This is a genomic window from Paenibacillus sp. MAHUQ-45, from assembly GCF_058133325.1.
Map to the genome: position 1 here is coordinate 278792 of NZ_JBYUPV010000006.1, position 19253 is coordinate 298044.

At 48.7% G+C, this 19253-nt stretch carries 15 protein-coding genes and 1 tRNA gene; 13 read left to right on the forward strand and 3 right to left on the reverse strand.

Features of this window, described 5'->3' with window-relative positions; all coding sequences use genetic code 11:
• Positions 1–42: 42 nt before the first annotated feature.
• From AC3Y23_RS15630 to AC3Y23_RS15645, 4 genes are all read left to right on the forward strand, one after another.
• Complete coding sequence (locus tag AC3Y23_RS15630; protein WP_379200447.1) at positions 43–462, forward strand: NfeD family protein; 420 nt, start codon at positions 43–45, stop codon at positions 460–462.
• Positions 463–475: 13 nt separating this feature from the next.
• Positions 476–1411: an SPFH domain-containing protein gene (locus AC3Y23_RS15635; protein WP_379200449.1), complete on the forward strand. Its 936-nt coding sequence runs from the start codon at positions 476–478 to the stop codon at positions 1409–1411.
• 98 nt (positions 1412–1509) lie between these two features.
• On the forward strand, positions 1510–1965 hold the full coding sequence (locus AC3Y23_RS15640) for a cupin domain-containing protein (RefSeq protein WP_379200451.1): 456 nt from the start codon (positions 1510–1512) through the stop codon (positions 1963–1965).
• A gap of 158 nt (positions 1966–2123) precedes the next feature.
• Positions 2124–2960: an aldo/keto reductase gene (locus AC3Y23_RS15645; RefSeq protein WP_379200453.1), complete on the forward strand. Its 837-nt coding sequence runs from the start codon at positions 2124–2126 to the stop codon at positions 2958–2960.
• Between the two features lie 106 nt (positions 2961–3066).
• On the opposite strand, the gene asnB is transcribed toward AC3Y23_RS15645, so the two are convergent.
• Positions 3067–4911 (reverse strand): asparagine synthase (glutamine-hydrolyzing), encoded by a 1845-nt coding sequence (gene asnB, locus AC3Y23_RS15650; protein WP_379200455.1) that lies wholly within the window; start codon positions 4909–4911, stop codon positions 3067–3069.
• A gap of 144 nt (positions 4912–5055) precedes the next feature.
• Here asnB and AC3Y23_RS15655 point away from each other — a divergent pair, with 144 nt between their 5' ends.
• Together AC3Y23_RS15655 and AC3Y23_RS15660 are read left to right on the forward strand one after the other, a co-directional pair.
• Entirely contained in the window at positions 5056–5412 is a 357-nt protein-coding gene (locus AC3Y23_RS15655) for a hypothetical protein (RefSeq protein ID WP_379200457.1), read from the forward strand.
• A gap of 193 nt (positions 5413–5605) precedes the next feature.
• Positions 5606–5679 (forward strand) — tRNA-Arg (locus AC3Y23_RS15660).
• Between the two features lie 78 nt (positions 5680–5757).
• On the opposite strand, the gene AC3Y23_RS15665 is transcribed toward AC3Y23_RS15660, so the two are convergent.
• Complete coding sequence (locus AC3Y23_RS15665; protein WP_379200459.1) at positions 5758–6666, reverse strand: serine hydrolase domain-containing protein; 909 nt, start codon at positions 6664–6666, stop codon at positions 5758–5760.
• A 416-nt stretch (positions 6667–7082) separates the two neighbouring features.
• On the opposite strand from AC3Y23_RS15665, the gene AC3Y23_RS15670 reads away from it, so the two are divergent.
• From AC3Y23_RS15670 to AC3Y23_RS15700, 7 genes are all read left to right on the forward strand, one after another.
• Entirely contained in the window at positions 7083–8093 is a 1011-nt protein-coding gene (locus tag AC3Y23_RS15670) for a LacI family DNA-binding transcriptional regulator (protein WP_379200461.1), read from the forward strand.
• A gap of 34 nt (positions 8094–8127) precedes the next feature.
• A complete protein-coding gene (locus AC3Y23_RS15675) occupies positions 8128–8877 on the forward strand; it encodes an alpha/beta hydrolase (protein WP_379200463.1) in 750 nt (249 codons plus the stop codon).
• 29 nt (positions 8878–8906) lie between these two features.
• Entirely contained in the window at positions 8907–9863 is a 957-nt protein-coding gene (locus AC3Y23_RS15680) for an ABC transporter permease (RefSeq protein WP_379200465.1), read from the forward strand.
• An 18-nt stretch (positions 9864–9881) separates the two neighbouring features.
• On the forward strand, positions 9882–10778 hold the full coding sequence (locus tag AC3Y23_RS15685; protein WP_379200467.1) for a carbohydrate ABC transporter permease: 897 nt from the start codon (positions 9882–9884) through the stop codon (positions 10776–10778).
• A 56-nt stretch (positions 10779–10834) separates the two neighbouring features.
• On the forward strand, positions 10835–12448 hold the full coding sequence (locus AC3Y23_RS15690; protein ID WP_379200469.1) for an extracellular solute-binding protein: 1614 nt from the start codon (positions 10835–10837) through the stop codon (positions 12446–12448).
• Between the two features lie 190 nt (positions 12449–12638).
• On the forward strand, positions 12639–14837 hold the full coding sequence (locus AC3Y23_RS15695) for a glycoside hydrolase family 3 N-terminal domain-containing protein (RefSeq protein ID WP_379200471.1): 2199 nt from the start codon (positions 12639–12641) through the stop codon (positions 14835–14837).
• A 19-nt stretch (positions 14838–14856) separates the two neighbouring features.
• Positions 14857–18198, forward strand: a complete 3342-nt coding sequence (locus AC3Y23_RS15700) for a GH36-type glycosyl hydrolase domain-containing protein (RefSeq protein ID WP_379200473.1) — start codon at positions 14857–14859, stop codon at positions 18196–18198.
• A gap of 158 nt (positions 18199–18356) precedes the next feature.
• On the opposite strand, the gene AC3Y23_RS15705 is transcribed toward AC3Y23_RS15700, so the two are convergent.
• Complete coding sequence (locus AC3Y23_RS15705; protein ID WP_379200475.1) at positions 18357–19241, reverse strand: AraC family transcriptional regulator; 885 nt, start codon at positions 19239–19241, stop codon at positions 18357–18359.
• Positions 19242–19253: the final 12 nt, after the last annotated feature.

Consider the following 19253-nt stretch of genomic DNA (forward strand, 5'->3'; position numbering starts at 1 on the left):
TTTTTTCGTTATAGTAGTATATAGGGAAGGTGGTGGTACCTCATGGTCGTTTGGGCTGTCTGGTTTATTGTAGCCGGTCTCCTGCTCGTTGTAGAAATGATGACGCTTACGTTTTATCTGCTTTGGCTAAGCATTGGTGCTGCAGTCGCGGGTCTGGTCTCGCTTATCGTGCCTGATGCTATTCTGTTTCAAGTAGTGCTTGGCTCGCTGGTAGCCGTTGGTTTGACTCTGTTCTCCAAGCCGCTGGTGGCAAGGTTTCGAAGTTCCAGGGGGTTCAAGGATGCAGGGACGGATATTGTCGGAAGACAGGGGATTGTTGTCGAGCCGATTGAACCGGGACGTTATGGCCAAGTCAAGGTTGGCGGGGATACGTGGAGTGCAACCTCGTCACAGGTGCTGGACAAAGATGAAGTTGTCAGAATCATTGGAAGAAGCAGTACCATTATTGAAGTAGAACGATAGGGGGCGTGTAAGAATGGAATGGATCATTGTTGGAGTCGTACTGTTTGTTGTGGTTGTATTTGTAGCGTTGACGGTCAAAATTGTACCACAGCAGCGGGTGGGGGTTGTCGAGCGTCTCGGTAAATTTCACCGTCTGTTAAAACCAGGTCTGAATATTCTTATCCCAGTTATTGATCAGGTGCGCACTTACCATGATTTGCGGATTCAACAAGCCAATGTACCGCCGCAAACAGTGATTACGAAGGATAACGTGCAGGTACAGATTGATACAATTATTTTCTATCAGGTGGTTGGACCGGAAGAAGCTACTTACGGCATCTCCGATTATGTATATGGGGTGCGCAACATTTCCACGGCAACGATGCGGCAGATTATCGGTAAGCTGGAGCTGGATGAGACGTTGTCTGGCCGGGAAAAAATCTCTACCGAGATCCGGATTGCTCTGGACGAAGCAACGGAGAAATGGGGCGTGCGGATTGAGCGCGTCGAGGTCATTGACATTAAGCCGCCGCTGGATATTCAAGAAGCGATGGATAAGCAGATGAAGGCAGAGCGCAGCAAGCGGGCAATCGTGCTGGAAGCGGAAGCTGCCAAGCAGGACATGATCCTGCGCGCGGAAGGCGACAAGCAGAGTAAGATCCTGAAGGCGGAAGGGGATAAGGAAGCCCGTATCCGCGAAGCGGAAGGTTTGCGTCAAGCACAGGAGCTGGAAGCCCAGGGTGAAGCGAAGGCGATTCAAGCCGTTGCTGAAGCGGAAAAGGTGCGGATTGAGCTCCTTCGTAATGCGGGTCTGGACGAAAATGTATTGGCGTACCGTTCCTTCGAGGCTCTGACTGAAATCGCCAAGGGACCGGCGAACAAAGTGTTCCTGCCGTCTAGCACCGTGGAGACTCTGGGTAGTCTTGGGGCGATTGCTGAAGTATTCAAGGCCAGCAAGGACGGAAAGTAAGCAGACGATAGACAAAGGTGCCTTATTCCGTTAAAGTGGAAGCGAAACCGGGCAAATGGGCCGGTTAATTTTCCCAAACGAGTAAGGAGAGAATTCAGTTGACACAAAAAGAAATTTCCCCGTTAGTGGAGGCGCTAGGCTTGCAGCCCCATGTCGAAGGCGGCTGGTACAAAAGGCTTTGGGTATCTTCTTTTGAAATCCCGCAAAGCACACTTGGAGAGGCCTATTCCGGCCCGCGGGGCTCGGCCTCATCCATCTATTTTTTGCTACATGGAGATGAAAGCTCTGATTGGCATACTGTGCTGTCTGATGAGATTTGGCTTTGGCACTCCGGCAGCCCGATCGTCTTGAGTATTGGCGGGACCGGAGATAAGCCGGAAGACGTACAGGAAATAATTCTAGGTACGGATATCGCAGCCGGCCAACAGCCGCAGGCGGTTGTTCCGGCAGGGGCGTGGCAGGCGGCCCGGACGCTTGGTGATGAGCCAGCGCTTGTGTCGTGCATTGTATCGCCAGAGTTCCATTTTGATGATTTCAAGTTGATTGAGAAGTAGGAGACAGGCGCGGGCAGCGATTGCCCACGTTTTTTTTTGTTTGTTTTTTTTTTTGAAGGACAATCTGCTATACTTATTTTTGGTAAGTACCAGCTTCCGGAACCTGTTTTAAGGTTATGTATGGTGAAGCAAACAATACACGTTTGGAGGGTGAAGCAATGAGTAAATTGAACGGACCATTTACGGGCGGCCCCACATTAAATGACGGAGTGACCATGCCGTGGCTCGGGCTCGGCGTCTTTAAGACCGAGGATGGCGACGAGGTTGTTCATGCGGTAAAATCGGCACTAGAGATAGGCTACCGTAGTATTGATACTGCGGCGGTTTACAAGAATGAAGAGGGTGTCGGACGAGGCATACGGGAGAGCGGAGTGGCGCGCGAGGAACTGTTCATCACCACCAAATTGTGGAACAGCGATCAAGGCTACGAGTCTGCGCTTCAGGCATTCGAGGACAGCCGGCGCAAGCTTGGCCTGGAGGTTATTGATCTGTATCTCGTTCACTGGCCGGTTACAGGGAAGTACCGCGAGTCCTGGAAAGCATTGGTCCATCTGCAAAAAGAGGGCTTGGTCAAATCCATCGGTGTGAGTAATTTCCAAATTCATCACCTCAAGGATATTATAGAAGATACAGGGGTTGTGCCTGCCGTCAACCAGGTTGAATTCCACCCGCTACTGACCCAGCGCGAATTGCTGAAATATAGCCGCGAGCAGGGTATTCAACTAGAAGCCTGGAGCCCGCTAATGCGAGGGAACCTGGATCTTCCGCTGATTCAGGAACTAGCGACGAAATACGGAAAAACGCCTGCACAGATTGTGCTGCGTTGGGATATCCAGCAGGGCGTAATCACTATTCCGAAATCCGTTCATGCCAACCGTATTCAGGAAAATGCAGCCATCTTTGATTTCACGCTCAGTGATGAGGATGTCAAGGCACTGGAAGATCTGAATCAGGACCGCCGATTTGGGCCGGACCCGGACAATGTTAATTTCTAAAACGCCTTTGCTTCAGTAAAGGCATAAATAGCCCGAATACGGCACAACAGCAGGCTCCCAAGATGGGAGCCTGCTGTTTTTGGTAGGGGATATCGACAGGTAGCAATTAACGAATAGCTACGTTATATGTGCGGAGCCAGAGATCTACCTGTGACAGGTAGGCAAACAGCTGCGGACCAGACATCAACTGCCCGAACCAGGGCAGGTTAGTGGAGGATTCCGGCGAAGCGGCAATCTCACGGATTTTGGCAGCATCAATCAGAGGAAGCAGCGGGGAGGAGGCGTCATCGAGAATGTTCAGCATCCGCTCCCGCACGGCATGGAGATAGGCCGGGTTGTGCGTTTTCGGATAAGGGCTTTTCTTGCGGTACAGTACATCATCTGGCAGGACGCCTTCCAGTGCTTTACGTAGAATGCCTTTTTCCCGGTTGCCTACAGTTTTGATCTCCCAAGGGATGTTCCAGACATATTGTACGAGCCGGTGATCGCAATAGGGCACGCGCACTTCCAGGCCTACCCCCATGCTCATCCGGTCCTTGCGGTCCAGCAGGGTCGGCATGAACCGGGTAATGTTGAGGTAGGACATGACACGCATTTGCGCTTGCTTGCCGGTTTCCCCAGCCAGGACAGGTACTTCGGCGACGGCATCACTGTACCGATCCCCCAGATATTCCAGTGGCCGAATCCATTCGCCGATTTCCGGAGACAATAACCCGGCCCGCATCTTCGGGGCTACCGACCAAGGGAAAGTGCCGGAAGAGAGCATCTCTTCCCGGTGAAACCAGGGATAACCGCCGAAGATCTCATCAGCTGCTTCTCCTGAAATGGCCACAGTTGCCTGCTTCTTAATCTCACGGCAGAACAAATAGAGGGAAGAGTCCACATCGGTCATTCCGGGCAGGTCACGAGAGAACAAGGCATTATCAAGGGCTTCGACCAATTCCGGGGTATCGAAAGCGATATAGTGGTGATTCGTGTTCAATTCATCCACCATTCGCTTGATCCAGGGACCGTCTGCACCGGGCTGGAAGGTATGGCTCTTGAAATGCTTGTCGTTGTCGACATAATCGACCGATAAGGTGTTGATTTGCCCCTGACCGGTGCGGTTGTAATAGCTGACAGCCAGCGCAGACAAGGCGCTTGAATCCAGTCCTCCAGATAGAAGGGAGCAGACTGGTACGTCAGATACGAGTTGGCGCTCCAGCGTATCCTGCAGCAGCTCGCGTACCTTGGCGGCAGTTTCATGCTCATTATCTGTATGCTCGAAGCTTTCCAGCTTCCAATAGGCATAGCTGCGCAGCCCTTCCCGGCTGTAGATCATAGCGTGGCCGGGACGAAGCTCGAACATATCCTTGTAGACGCCTTGCCCGGGTGTGCGGGCGGGACCGATGATGAAGATTTCTGCCAGTCCTTCTGGTCCTACGACGGGCTGTACTTTGGGATGCTGGAGCAGAGCTTTAGGCTCGGAGCCGAAGACGAAGACATCATCGACCTGACTGTAGAAAAGCGGTTTGACGCCAAGGCGATCGCGCGCAAAAAATACCTGCTCCCGCCGGCCATCCCATATGGCAAAGGCAAAGATGCCATTCAGCTTCTCTACGGAATCTGGTCCCCATTCAATATAGGAATGGAGGAGAACCTCGGTGTCGCACTCCGTGCGGAATTGATGACCACGCACGACCAGCTCTTTTTTCAGCTCGGGTGCATTATAGAGTTCTCCGTTATAGACGATTGCATAGGTATGGTCTTCATGGCGGGTAATCATCGGCTGTGCGCCGTTCTCTGGATCAATTACGCTAAGTCTGCGATGCCCGAAGGCGACAGGGCCAGAAATCCAGGTGCCTGCTGCATCCGGTCCGCGGTTAGCCAATGTATCGGTCATTTTGACCAGTAGTCCCGAGTGCTGCGTAAGATCATCGCGCCACTGGATAAATCCGGTTATTCCGCACATGATGTTTCATCCTCTCTTTTTGTGCGATTGTTGTCCTTTCTTTTTGCCAAGTAATACAGATATATGCCGAAGCAAGGAATAAAATGTATGTCCTTATCCGAACACTAGGGGAGAGGGAAATTTGCCGGGAAGGGTGGATAAGAAATGTATTATATTAAAGATGCCAAAATCCGCAGAATGACGGAATATGACGGTGCGCCATGCGCAGAGGTAGGGGTATTGCCAGGGGCTGCTGGGGATTCCGCGCTGCTTGTATATATCGTGGAGGATGAGCGCGAAGACGGGTATGAAATTGTGCGCATTGTGACGAATGATGCCAACACTGCGACGGACTGGTTCGACAATAATCTGCATGATGCCTTTGTGGATGTGACTTCAAGCGCCTTTACCGGAAGCATTGTCATGAGCCCTGAGGAGGAACGATCGAAGTTTCAGCGAGAGCTGATGATTTTTGGGGATTTAAAAAAGCAGCTTGAGGATCATTTTGGCGGACATTCCTAATAAAGATGTCTGGGTTTGCTTTGTCGAAGGCCCGCAAAAGCGGGTCTTTTGCCTAGGGGGATCTCGCGAGAACTAACGGAAGAGGATGATAATTAGATAAGAAAATGAAAAAAAATTAGACTTTCCATAGTTATGTCTTGAAAAAAAAGCTGAATCAGGTATAATAGATAACGTTGCATTAATACATAATCATGTCCCGGTAGCTCAGCTGGATAGAGCATGCGCCTTCTAAGCGCACGGTCGGGGGTTCGAATCCCTTCCGGGACGTCATGAGAAAGCCTTCCATTTGGAAGGCTTTTTCTGTGCTTGTTGTCATTTTTTCAGAGTGGAAGTGCTATCGTCAGCTTACAACTGCGGCCATATCTCTGACCATACGGCATCCAAGAGTGCTTGCATATTCTCCTCTTGGCTGTTAATGGCGATGACAGCTTGCTTGTCCGGCAGGACAATACAGAACTGTCCATAGGCTCCATCTGCCCGGTAGGCATGATGCGTACACATCCAAAACTGGCCGCCGTAGCCTTGTCCCCAATCTGCTGATCCATCGTTATCAATCCGCTTTCCGGTCACATAATCGATCCATTCGGCCGGGACCAACTGCTTGCCTTCCCATGACCCTCTTTGCAGCAAGAGCTGTCCGAAGCGACTCAATTCTTCCGTATTGATTACAAGTCCTGCGCAGCCGAGCGTTCTTCCAAGCGGGGTAGTCTCCCAGTAGACATCGTGGATGCCGAGTGGTGCGAACAGGCGTGGAACGAGATAGTCTTTCACAGTTTCACCTACGGCCTCTTGAATCATAGCAGAAATCATAATCGTGTCCCCACTGCTGTACATGAATTTTTCACCTGGCTTACGGTCAAGCGGCAAGGACAGATAGTATTTTACCCAATCTTTCTCGGGCATAGTGGGTCGCTCTTCCATCTTAAATGGCGGGTCATCATGTCCTGAAGACATACGGAGTAAATTATAAAGTGTCAGTTCACCTGGCTGCATGGAAGTATCCGTGACACCGGGCAGAGGAGGATATTCGGGAAAAAGATCTTTAAGTTTAGTGTCCAGCGAGAGCTTGCCTTCTTCAATCGCGAGTCCAGCCGCCATAGCGGTAAAGGATTTGCTGACCGAATGCTGGATACGGCGGATATCTTCCGCAAACGCTACCTTGCCCAGCAGCTTCCCTTGCTGCAAGACACGAATGCCAAAAACATTCAATCCGGAATCCCGGATCAGGGTTTCAAATGAGCTCAAATTAAGCATAATTTCCCTTCTTTCTGCAAATGCTTGTATAAGTGTACATCTTGATAGAGAAACAATACAAGTGGAAACGTTTCCTGAAATAGTAAAGGAATAAGCATATACGGGGTTTTATTAACTGTTTTATATGGTGGTTAAGTGATGTTATTAACATTAAATGTACCATATTTTAGTTATTGAAATAAATTATGATTTAAAGTGTATAAAATGTTATGCGGAAATGAAACTGGTACTTTTTTGATCTTGGACGTTTTTGTTGACAATCCCAATAAAGATGTTCATAATGTACAAAGAAAGCGAATTCAGCTAGAGAAGAGTTTCTTATTGTTATCATGGGAAACGTTTCCCATGATTTTAGTTGTTTTCATAGCCGCATTTCAAGTTATGAGAATTTGATAACCGGAGTGGAGAGAAAGAACATGAATATTAAGGATATTGCCAAGCTATCAGGTGTGGGCATAGCCACAGTCTCGCGGGTCATCAATAATACCGGCGTAGTCAGTGAAGCTACCAGGGCCAAGGTTATGGAGGTTGTCAAAGAATACAACTACATTCCTAACGGAAATGCACGCAACTTGAAAAAGACACAATCCAATACGATTGCACTCATGGTTAAAGGGATTTCTAACCCGTTCTTCGCCAACATGATCAAGGAAGTTGAACGCCAGGTCAACCTGCGCGGCTGTCCGCTCTTGATCCAGCATGTCGAAGACGGGGTGGATGAGATTAACACGGCCCTTCAACTGGTGAAGGAGAAGAATCTGTACGGGGTTATTTTCATGGGCGGTACTTATGACCACTCAGAAGAAAAGTTCAAGCAATTATCTATTCCCTTCGTGCTTACGACCATCACGACGACGAAGGATGTCGATCCTTCGGTCTTTTCCAGTGTGGTCATTGATGATGTTCAGGAGTCGTATAAAGCGACAAGCTATCTGATCTCGCTTGGCCATCGGAAGATTTGCTTCCTGGCCCGATTCCCGATGGTGCAGCATACGACTGGGAACAGACGCCTGCTGGGGTACATCAAGGCGCTTGAAGAACACGGCATTGAGTATGATCCCTCGTTGGTGGAGGATTGCGAGTACAGTCCAAGCTCGGGATTCACAGCAACCAAACGCCTGCTCAACAAGAAGAAGGACATCACCGCTGTGTTCGCAGCATCGGATACGATTGCCATCGGAGCAGCCAAGGCGCTGCTGTCACTTGGGCTTTCCATTCCGAATGATGTGTCGATCATCGGTTTTGACGGTATTGAGATGGCCGAGTATTATCACCCATCCCTCGATACTATCAGCCAGCCGGGTGTGGACATGGCGAAAGCCAGCGTTGAAATTTTGTTTGACCTAATCTCAGGACAATCTCCGAACAAGCACACGGTGTTCGAATCTGTGCTGGTCAAGCGTGGATCTTGTAGAAAGATCAAATAAATCGGCGTCAGTATTGAACAAAAGGGGATAGCATATGGCACTTTTAACTGTTGAGACAGGTTCTCCTACCTTGAGAATGACGACCACAGTCAATATCATCTCACCCGTTGATGCCGGTACAGGATCAGGCGGAACGCTTTATCTACTGCATGGCGCGGGTGACAATGCTAGCACCTGGCACAGACTGACCACCGCAGAGCTATATGCAAGCCAATATGGCTGCACGGTGATTATGCCTCAAGTGGGCAGAAGCTACTACACGGATATGGAGTACGGGCTGGATTACTTCCGCTATATTACACAGGAGTTGCCCGATTTCTGTGCACGTCTGCTCAATCTAGAAACTGATCCGCAAAAGACGTTCATCGCCGGTCTGTCGATGGGCGGATACGGTGCACTGAAATGTGCACTGACTTATCCGGAACGCTACAGCAAGGTCGTATCCTTGTCGGGTGTCACTGATCTTCAGAAACGCTTGAATGATCCGCACATGGCCCCAGAGATGTCGAGGGAGATGATGGGGGTCTTTGGCCATGGGTTGCAGGTGAAGCCGGATCAGGATATCCGCAGTCTTGCGGACAAGCTGGTGAAGGATAACCGGTCGCTGCCAGCCATTCTGACCTGCTGCGGCTCGGAGGACCCTTTTGCCGAGATGAACCGGGAATTCGCCTCATACATGGAGACGACACCTTATGATTTCAGATATGTTGAAACACCCGGAACTCATGAGTGGCGCTTCTGGGAGCAGCATCTGAAGACAACCTTTGATTTTCTGTATAACTAAAAGTCTCAAGTAGAGTGAGGAGATGCAATTTGAAACCCGCAGCCGCATTACCGGGGAGTAACATGAATGACAGCAAGTTTCGGCTGTTAATGAGGGAAATATGGAAGAACAGAATGGTGTACACCCTGGTGCTTCCAGGTTTGGTTTGGTTAATTCTGTTCGCTTACCTTCCAATGGGTGGTTTGTCGCTGGCTTTCAAGGATTTTAAAGCCAATTTGGGAATATGGGGCAGTCCTTGGGTAGGATTTGAAAATTTCAAATATGTATTCCGGGACCCGGCATTTGCTAATGCGGTCTGGCGGACACTCGCCATTAACATTGGCAAGCTGATCATCCAGTTCCCGTTCCCGATTATCCTGGCACTTCTGATTAACGAACTGCGCATGACCCGTTATAAGAAAGCGCTACAGACTGTATTTACCTTCCCTAACTTCTTGTCCTGGATCGTTGTGTCCGGTGTGGTCATCAACGTTCTTTCTTATGATGGTCTGGTGAACAGCCTCATTAAATTACTCGGAGGAACAGGCATCAACTTCCTGGGTTCCGAGAAATTGTTCGTACCGATGTTGTATTTGGCAGACATTTGGAAATCAGCCGGATGGGGAGCGATTATCTTCCTGGCTGCGATTTCCGGGATTGATACGGATCAATATGAAGCCGCTCAGATTGATGGAGCTACACGTCTTCAACAAATTTTCAAAGTTACGATTCCGAACATTTTGCCGACCATTACTATTATGTTCATTCTGTCAGTAGGTGGTCTGATGTCTTCCGGATTTGACCAAATCTTCAACATGGCAAATGCGGCGACCAAGAATGTCTCGGAAGTGCTGGATGTGTACATCTACCGGATTACGTTCCAGTCCGCAACGGACTTCTCGTTCTCAACCGCAGTCAGTCTGTTCCGTTCGATTGTCAACATGATATTACTGCTTCTGGCTGATAGAGCTGCCAAGCTTATGGGCGGCGACGGTTTATTCCGGTAAGAAAGGAGAGTTAAACAAATGAGCAAGAAATCCAAGGCTAAGGTAGGCAGCCAGAAGATGACGACGATGGATTATGTCATTTTCGCGATTCTGACTGTAGGTGCTTTAGCCATCCTGATTCCTTTTTGGAATGTAATCATGATTTCCTTTTCAACACAAAAGGAATATGCCGACAATCCATTGATGCTATTCCCGAAACACCCGACGCTGGAGTCGTACAAAGCGCTCTTCGCAGAAGGTCTCATTGGGACGGGTTATCTGAATACGATGAAGATTCTTGTGCTAGGTCTGCCGTTAAGCTTGTTCTTGACGACAAGCATGGGCTATGGCCTAAGCAGAAGCAAGTTTCCAGGTAAAAAACTGATCTTCATGCTTGTCCTGTTCACGATGATCTTCAACGGCGGGATTGTACCGCTTTATCTCATCATGAAGGATTTGCACCTGACAGGCACACTTTGGTCCGTCATTTTGGCGGGAAGCTTCAGTGCGTTCAACCTGATTCTAATGTCCAACTATTTCAGCGGTCTGCCTGAATCCTTGATGGAATCGGCACGAATCGACGGGGCTGGTGAGTGGAAGATTCTCTTCAGAGTCGTACTTCCATTGTCGGCACCGATCGTAGCTACAATAACGTTGTTCTATGGTGTAGCTTTCTGGAATGGCTGGTACGAAGCGATGATCTTCCTGCGAAAAGCGGATCAGATGCCATTGCAGAATGTGCTGCGATCTATTATTACGGAGGCTCAGGTCAACGCTGCCAATGCCAGCAGTTTGGGTGCTGCCGGCAAGCAGTCATTCTCCATGGGTATGAAAATGGCGGCGGTATTCGTAACCATGGTTCCGATCATGTGTTTCTTCCCACTGCTACAGAAGCATTTTGCTAAAGGGGTATTAACAGGGGCTATCAAGACCTAGTTTATACAGGGGTAACTTCAAGAGAAAGATAGTCACACACAAACAGGAGGTCTATCATGAACACATTCAAAAGAAAGTCAGTCAGAACGATTTTGGCAGCAGTACTAGGTACTTCCATGGTCTTGCTGGCAGCATGTTCGAACTCGGGCAACAATGCTGCTGAAGCAGGCAACTCCGATTACGGAAATCCTACTGATGGTTACAAAGATAACTTGAATATTTCCATTGCCAGCACGATCAAAACGGCAAACACTGATTTCGATAATGAATTCCATAAATATTTTACTGATAAGTTCAACATCAAATGGGATTACAACTACGTAGAGTGGGATTCCTGGGCAGAGAAGCTGCGCCTGTGGATCAACTCTGGCGATCTGCCGGACGTAGCGAGCTGGAACTATGTTCACGGCGATGCCCTCAATTATATTGATCAAGGTCTGTTGTACAAACTTCCGGATAACTGGAAAGAGCGTTGGCCAAACGTAGCAGCAGCTTACAAGCTGACTGGACTTGGTGACAAGCTGGAAGAACTGGTCGGTGGTACTTATGTTCTGCCAAGACCGGTATACAACGAGAACAAACCGGCTGATCCGCTTGTGAACCAAATCGGCGTTATCGCCCTTCGTTCCGACTGGGCCAAAGCAGTGGGTTTCCCGATAAAGGATGCTTACACTACAAGCGAACTGATGGAATTCGCAAGACTGCTTAAAGAAAAAGATCCAGGCAAGGTTGGCGCGAATCTGGTTCCTATCTCTTATGATGTTAACGATGCACTGACTAACATTATTATGGCTAACAGTGCACATTCCCGTGTGGAATCTGCTTTCTACAAAGATGCGGATGGCAAATACCAATGGGGACCTGCTAACCAAGAGACTCTAACAGGCTTAAAGGATCTGCAACAAGCTTATAAAGAAGGTCTGCTGCACCCAGAGTTCTACACTTGGAAGAACGGTGAAGCTAACCAAAAGTTCAATGTTAACGGTGTATCCGGTATTACTAGTCTTGGCGGTCTGGCTTCCTACAGAAAAGACATGGACCAAAGAATGAAAGACAACCTCGGCTTGAACAGCGATGATGTCGTGCATACCGCTATCGTACTTGGCGATGATGGCAAATACCGCAACCTGGAGCAAGTTAACTTCTGGTCTGCCGTAATCTTCTCGCCAAACATCAGCAAAGAGAAATTCGAGCGCATCATGGACTTCATGGAATACACAACAGCTAAAGAAGGCAACTTGATTGTTAACATGGGCTTTGAAGGAAAAGACTGGAAGTATGGTGACAATCAGGAGCTAGTGAGCCTTCTTCCTGAGGGACAAACGCTGGATAAGAAATATCCAAACCGTTTTGAAGGACTGTATGTCCTGGCGGATGACTTCAGCATCGTTAACCCTGGCATCAAGAAAGAGTACCGTGAGCGTTCAGTGCAATTGTTCAAGGAAAAAGCCGAGCTTGGAATGAAAGACAAATCACTTGCTGACTACGACTGGGATTTCCAATTGTATGATTCCAAAGCCAAGAACCAAGCGTCCTTCGACTATGCTACCGAGTATACTAACCTGATTCTGCAACCAGGCGATCTTGAAAAGAACTGGAAAGACTGGGTTAACAGCAAAATGTCACTTGTACAACCTGTTCTTGATGAATTGAACAACTTGAAAAAGTAATTCCTGTCCCATGCGCGGAGGAACCAAGCGTGGTTAGTAATTTCAATTAATCGTGCGGACGGGAAGTGATGATCCCCCGTCTTCCCGGGCTCGCCCGGGCCGAACCGCTACTGAACCCGGGTGCGAATTTCTGCATCCGGGTTCTTTTATCAGACATTATATATAGTATTTATACAACGGAGGACTTGAGATGGACGATCGGCAACTGGTCATCTTGTTAAATCAGATGACACTTGAGGAGAAGATTGCTCAATTGCAACAGCTAGCCGCTAACTTCTATGAAGGGGCGGAGAGCGGAGGGCAGATTACTGGCCCTATGGAAGCGATGGGCATGACAGATCAAATGATAGAGAGCAGTGGTTCTGTGCTTGGTCTGGCAGGGGCGGAGCAGGTAATTGCCGTGCAGAAAGCTCATCTGCGCAAGAACAGACTGGGCATTCCGCTACTAATGATGGCTGACATCGTTCATGGCTTCAAGACGATTTTCCCGGTACCACTGGCAATTGGCTGTTCTTGGGACTTAGAAGAGGCCGAGCGCAGCGCAGCCGTTGCTGCTAAGGAAGCTGCGGTCTCGGGTGTACATGTGACCTATGCGCCGATGGCTGACCTGGTGCGTGATCCACGCTGGGGTAGAGTGATGGAGTCCACAGGCGAGGACCCGCATCTGAACAGTCTGTTCGCCCGCGCGTTTGTTCGCGGCTTTCAGGGTAGCGATCTGGCAGGGGATAAGGACCGTGTAGCGGCCTGCATTAAGCATTTTGCTGCTTATGGCCTCTCTGAAGCTGGACGTGATTACAATACGGTAGATTTGTCCGAACGCCATATGCGTGAGTATTATTTGCCGGCCTATCGTGCGGCGCTGGATGAAGGCTGTGAAATGGTGATGACCTCGTTCAACACTATTGACGGGATTCCGGCTAGCGGAAATGCGAAGCTGCTGCGCGAACTGCTGCGTGAAGAATGGGGCTTTGACGGGATCCTGATCTCTGATTGGGGTGCAGTGAAGGAACTGATTCCGCATGGTGTTGCCGAGGATGAAGCCGAGGCTGCTCTGAAGGCTATTCGCGCTGGAGTGGATATCGAAATGATGACCGCCTGCTATGTACACCAGTTGCCAGCCCTTGTACGTAACGGTCTGGTAGATGAGAAGCTGATTGATGAATCTGTACTTCGCATTCTGAAGCTGAAGCAGAAGCTGGGATTGTTCGAGAATCCTTATCGCGCTGCTGATCCGGAGGCTGAGCGTGAGGTTGTGTTCTGTGAGGAGCACCGTACTGCCGCGCGTGAACTGGCTGTTAAATCTAGTGTGCTCTTGAAGAATGACGGTGTACTGCCTCTTTCGGGAGACCAGAAGGTGGCACTGATTGGTCCTTTCGCACGCAGTGGTGACATTCTTGGACCATGGTCTTGGACCGGATCTATGGAGGATGCTGTCAAGCTGGAAGCAGCAATGATTGCACGGGTTGGCGCGGATCACATTACCGTTGCCGAAGGCTCAGGCATAGAGAGCATGACTGAAGAGCAATGGCAGGAGGCTGAAGCCGCTGCGCTGGCTGCAGATGTTATCGTGCTGGCACTCGGGGAAAGCTCCGAAATGAGCGGTGAGGCGGGCAGCCGTGCCGATATCCGTTTGCCAGAAGCGCAAAGAGAATTACTACTTCGCTTGAAGGCACTGGACAAGCCAATCGCTGTCGTGCTGTTCAATGGCCGCCCACTGGATCTCGGTGGTGTATATGAGACAGCAGACGCCATCCTGGAAGCTTGGTTCCCAGGTAGTGAAGGAGGAGCGGCAATTACAAGCTTGCTCTACGGCGACGAGAACCCTTCGGGCCGATTGAGTATGTCCTTCCCGGTATCGGTGGGGCAAATCCCGGTATACTATAACCATTTCAACACAGGTCGTCCTGTGGATTCGCCGGATGCCGATGGACGTTATGTCTCGCAATATCTCGATATTCCGAATGAGCCGCTGCTGCCGTTTGGCTACGGTCTCAGTTATACAACCTTTAATTATAGTGAACCAGTAGTATCTTCTGGAACCATGTCCAAGGAGCAGCCGCTTCAGGTGTCGATAACTGTCACCAATACCGGAACTGTTGCTGGGCAAGATATTGTGCAGCTCTACACTCGCGATATTTCGGGTGAAGTAGTCAGACCAGTTAAGGAACTGAAGGATTTTGCCAAAGTTAGTCTCCTGCCTGGAGAGAGCAGAGAGATTCACTTCACACTTACAGAAGAACAGCTTCGTTATCATCACAGTGATCTCAGCTTTGTTAGTGATCCGGGACAATTCCAATTGTTCGTCGGACCAAATAGCCGAGATGTGAAGAGCCACAGCTTCCGCCTGGAGAAGGCTGCAGTAGAAAATATACAGCATGTGCTGTCGTAAAGGATAGGAGTGATCAGGAATGACAACTAACAACACCAACATCTCCCTGAGTACTGGAGAACTGTCGTTTACTTTTCTGAATAGCGGGGATGTATTCAAAGCTTCATACGGACGGACGATGATCAACCAGCTTTTATCAAACTTGCTGGATGGCTCGCTGTCCAATCTCTACCTGCGTTTGCACAGTAACGAGGGTATTCAAGCTTTTCCACTGCTAGGCATCCGTTCTTCCAGCACGGTTCGTCAGGACGGCAACTGTGTAGTTTGGGAAGGCAAAGCCGGACATGTGGAATATCAAGTGGTCTTCACCCTGGGTTCGGACAGTATCTGGTTCTGGGATGTGAAGCTGACGGGCAGCGATGCTGATGTTGATCTGGTCTACGGCCAGGATGTCGGTATTGCTGATATCGGCGCGGTTCGCAGTAATGAAGCCTATTTGTCGCAATACATTGACCATGCAGTATTTGAAGATAGCACTAAGGGTTACGTCGTTTGCTCTAGACAAAACCAGCCGCAAGGCGGGAAATTCCCGTATTTACAGCAAGGTTCCCTGACTGGAGCAACTGGGTTCTCGACGGACGGGTTCCAATTCTTCGGCCTGTCTTACAAGGAGACGAACGAACCGGAATCTTTAAGCCGCGAGAAGCTGGCGAACGAAGTGTATCAATATGAGTTTGCCTATACGGCGCTGCAATCACCACGGGTGAAGCTGGACGGTAATGCCCGCTTTGTCTTCTACGGTTTGTTCAAGGAGAACCACCAGGATGCAGTAACTGGACTGGAATTCGCAGACGAGATCACTGCCGCATGGAACGCGGTAAAAGATGCCGAGGTCCAAGGCGGAGCAGTGGCTGAACGTCCTGCCTTAACGTCTGAGCTAGGGGCACCGCTGGCTGCTCTGTCGTTGACTACGGAAGAAATCAATGCCTTGTATCCGGTTCGTCATCAGGAAGAATGGGATGGGGATACGCTGTTGTCCTTCTTCACAGATACTTATGAGCATGTTGTCTTGAAGGAAAAAGAGCTGCTTGTAGAGCGTCCGCATGGTCACATTCTGATGAGTGGCGACAATGCCCGTCTCAACGATAAAGTCATTACTACTACTTCTTATATGTACGGGATTTTCAACTCCCAGGTCGTTATCGGCAATACGAATTTCAACAAACTGATGACCAATCCAAGAAATGCGCTGAATATTGCGAAAGTATCGGGTCAGCGGATTTATGTACAGATCGATGGACAGTACAGACTGTTGACAATGCCATCCCTGTTCGAGATTGGCTTCAACTATGCCCGTTGGCACTACAAGACCGAGAATGAGGTCTTCATTATTACGAACTATACGACAGCGAATGAGCCTGAGCTGTTGCTGAATGTTCGGGCAGAGAGCGGTAAAGCCTATCGTTATTTGGTAACAAACCAGATTACGATGAATGTCAACGAATATGAACTGGCTTACAAAGTGAAGCAGGAGAATGGCAGTATCATCTTCCAGGCAGACAGTGAATCGCTAAGCGCTGGCGTATATCCTGAGCTGCAGTACCGTTTCCAATTGCAAGGTGCTGAACTGACGCTGACCGATGAGTCCAAGCTGGTTACCGGAGTTGCCCCTGAGAAGGCACCACTAGCTGTGCTGGAACTGTCGTCTAGTGCGGAGTGGACTTTGAGCATTCAAGGTCTGCTTAACGGAGAAGCTCTTCCTGAACGCCATACGACAGTGGAAGCGGAGATTGCTTCCTATCGTGAATTCTATACCGGAGTTATGAACGGGTTCCATTTGAGTAACAAGAACGGTGAAGAAGGCGATCTGTTCAAGGTAAACGCTCTGGCCTGGTGGTATACGCATAATATGCTAGTTCACTATTCTGTACCACATGGTCTGGAGCAGTACGGCGGCGCGGCATGGGGAACACGTGACGTCTGCCAAGGACCGGTTGAATACTTCATGGCTACGCATAAGTATGAACAGGTTCGTGAGATCATCCTGACCATCTTCGCTCACCAATATGAGGATGATGGCAACTGGCCACAATGGTTCATGTTCGATAAGTACACGAAGATTCAACAGGAAGAGAGCCATGGCGACATTATCGTTTGGCCGCTCAAAGTACTGGGCGATTACCTGGCGGTAACTCGTGATTATGGAATCCTGCAGGAGCAGCTGCCATACACTCGTAAGCACAGCTTCGACTTCACAGAGGAGACCGCAAGCCTGCTGGATCATGCCCGTAAGGAGATCGGCTATATCCAAAGTCATTTCCTGCATGATACTCATCTATCCTCCTACGGAGACGGGGACTGGGATGATACATTGCAGCCTGCGAACCCGCAGCTCAAGCAATATATGGTGAGCAGTTGGACGGTTGCCTTGACCTATCAGACGCTCAGCCGCTTCTCCAAAGTGCTGGAGACTGTTGAGCCTGAAACAGCACAGGAGCTTGGCAAACTGGCAGAAGGCATCCGTGAGGATTTCAACACGCATATGCTGCAATCCGAAGTTATCCCTGGCTTCCTCTACATGGAAGACCCGGAACAAGTGAAGCTGATGGTACATCCAAGCGATACCGAGACAGGTATTCAATATCGTCTCTTGCCGATGACACGCAGCATGATCAGTGAGCTGCTGACGCCTGAACAGGCTGAAGCCCACTATGCAGTGATTCAAGATAAATTGTTCTGTCCTGACGGTGTGCGGTTGATGAACCGTCCGGCTCAATATGTCGGCGGCGTTAGCAAGCATTTCAAACGTGCAGAGCAGGCTTCGAATTTCGGCCGCGAAATCGGACTTCAGTATGTGCATGCACATATCCGCTATGTGGAAGCAATGGCCAAGCTGGGCAAGAATGATCAGGTCTGGAGTGGACTGGCTGCCATCAACCCGATCGGTATCCGTGATGTAGTGCCGAATGCTGAATTGCGCCAAGCGAACTCTTACTTCAGTAGTTCGGACGGTAAATTCAATACTCGTTACGAAGCGCAAGAAGGCTTTGGCAAGCTGCGTACCGGTGATGTTCAGGTAAAAGGCGGCTGGAGAATCTATTCTAGCGGTCCTGGGATCTATATGAACCAGCTTATCTCCAACGCACTTGGTATCCGCCAAGAGGGCGGAGATCTGATCCTCGATCCGGTTCTGCCGGACTCGCTTGACGGTCTGAAGTTAGCTTTTGAATTCGCTGGAGCGAAGGTGGACTTTATCTATCATCTGACGGGTGGAGAAATCACGCGCGTTACTGTGAATGGTAATGATGTTGCTACCAAAGACAACCACAACCGCTACCGCAGCGGAGGTGTTCGCATCGAGCGTAAAGACTATGACCAGTTCAGCAAAGCTGAGGGCAATGTCGTAGAGATTTACCTGTAAGAAAGAGCGTTCTATAACTGTAAAAGAGGCGATTCCTGGCTGACCAGCCGGAATTGCCTCTTTTTTTCTTCATCAAGCTATTCTTCCAATCATTGATTTGCTAGAGAATCTGACTGGATCATGTTCTTGCCGCTGAAGCCGGGGGATGTTGTTGTAGCTCAAATTGAATTTCTATATTCTTTTGGAGTAACTCCTTGGTTTCTTTTAAAAGATTGTATGAAGTGGTTAACGTGATTAAAACCAACACGGGTAGCTATGTCAGTAATAGTTAAGTTCGTTGATTTTAGCAGGTCTAAACTACGTTTAATACGGTATTCAATCAGATAATTATACGGGGTTGTATGAACCACTTTACGAAAACATCTATTACATTCTGCAAGGCTAATGTTTGCGGCTTTTGCGATATCCGCTAAATTAATATTATTGGAGAAATTTTGGTGGATATAAGATATTAATAATTGGATACGTTCTTGCTGTTGTATCAGAGTTTTATTATGCAATTTATCCTTTTGCAAAATAACGTTACTTATTAGCTTAAACCATATACAAGTTAACAAGTTTGAAACTTCATACTCCCAACCGAAATATCGTGCCTCATTATGGATTCGTTTTAAATTCCGCAAAACATTTAAAATATCTGCTTGCCAACCCACATTTTTGCTTAGTACAACCGTTGGAAATACGAATGAGTTTGTATATGGCTGAACATAGTTATATTCCATACGACTATCAGAAAAAAAGCAAAGGAGTTTTTCGGGAAAGTTAAAGCTTACATATTCTCCATCGTCAGAAATATCCGTAGTTACGTGAAGCAAACCTTTGTTAATAAAAATCGCATCTCCTGAACAGAGTGTGTAGTTATTGCCGTTTATTTGGATGGTTATCCGTCCACTTGTGACTAAAGTAAACTGTAATTCTTCGTGCCAATGAAGATCATTAAATCCCCTCCCATGAGGAATGCACTTAAATCGAGTAACTGTATACATTTCGAACGGGAATAGATTATCTTGATATCGATTGTTTTCATGTAATTCTTTATTCATGGCTACTCCTCG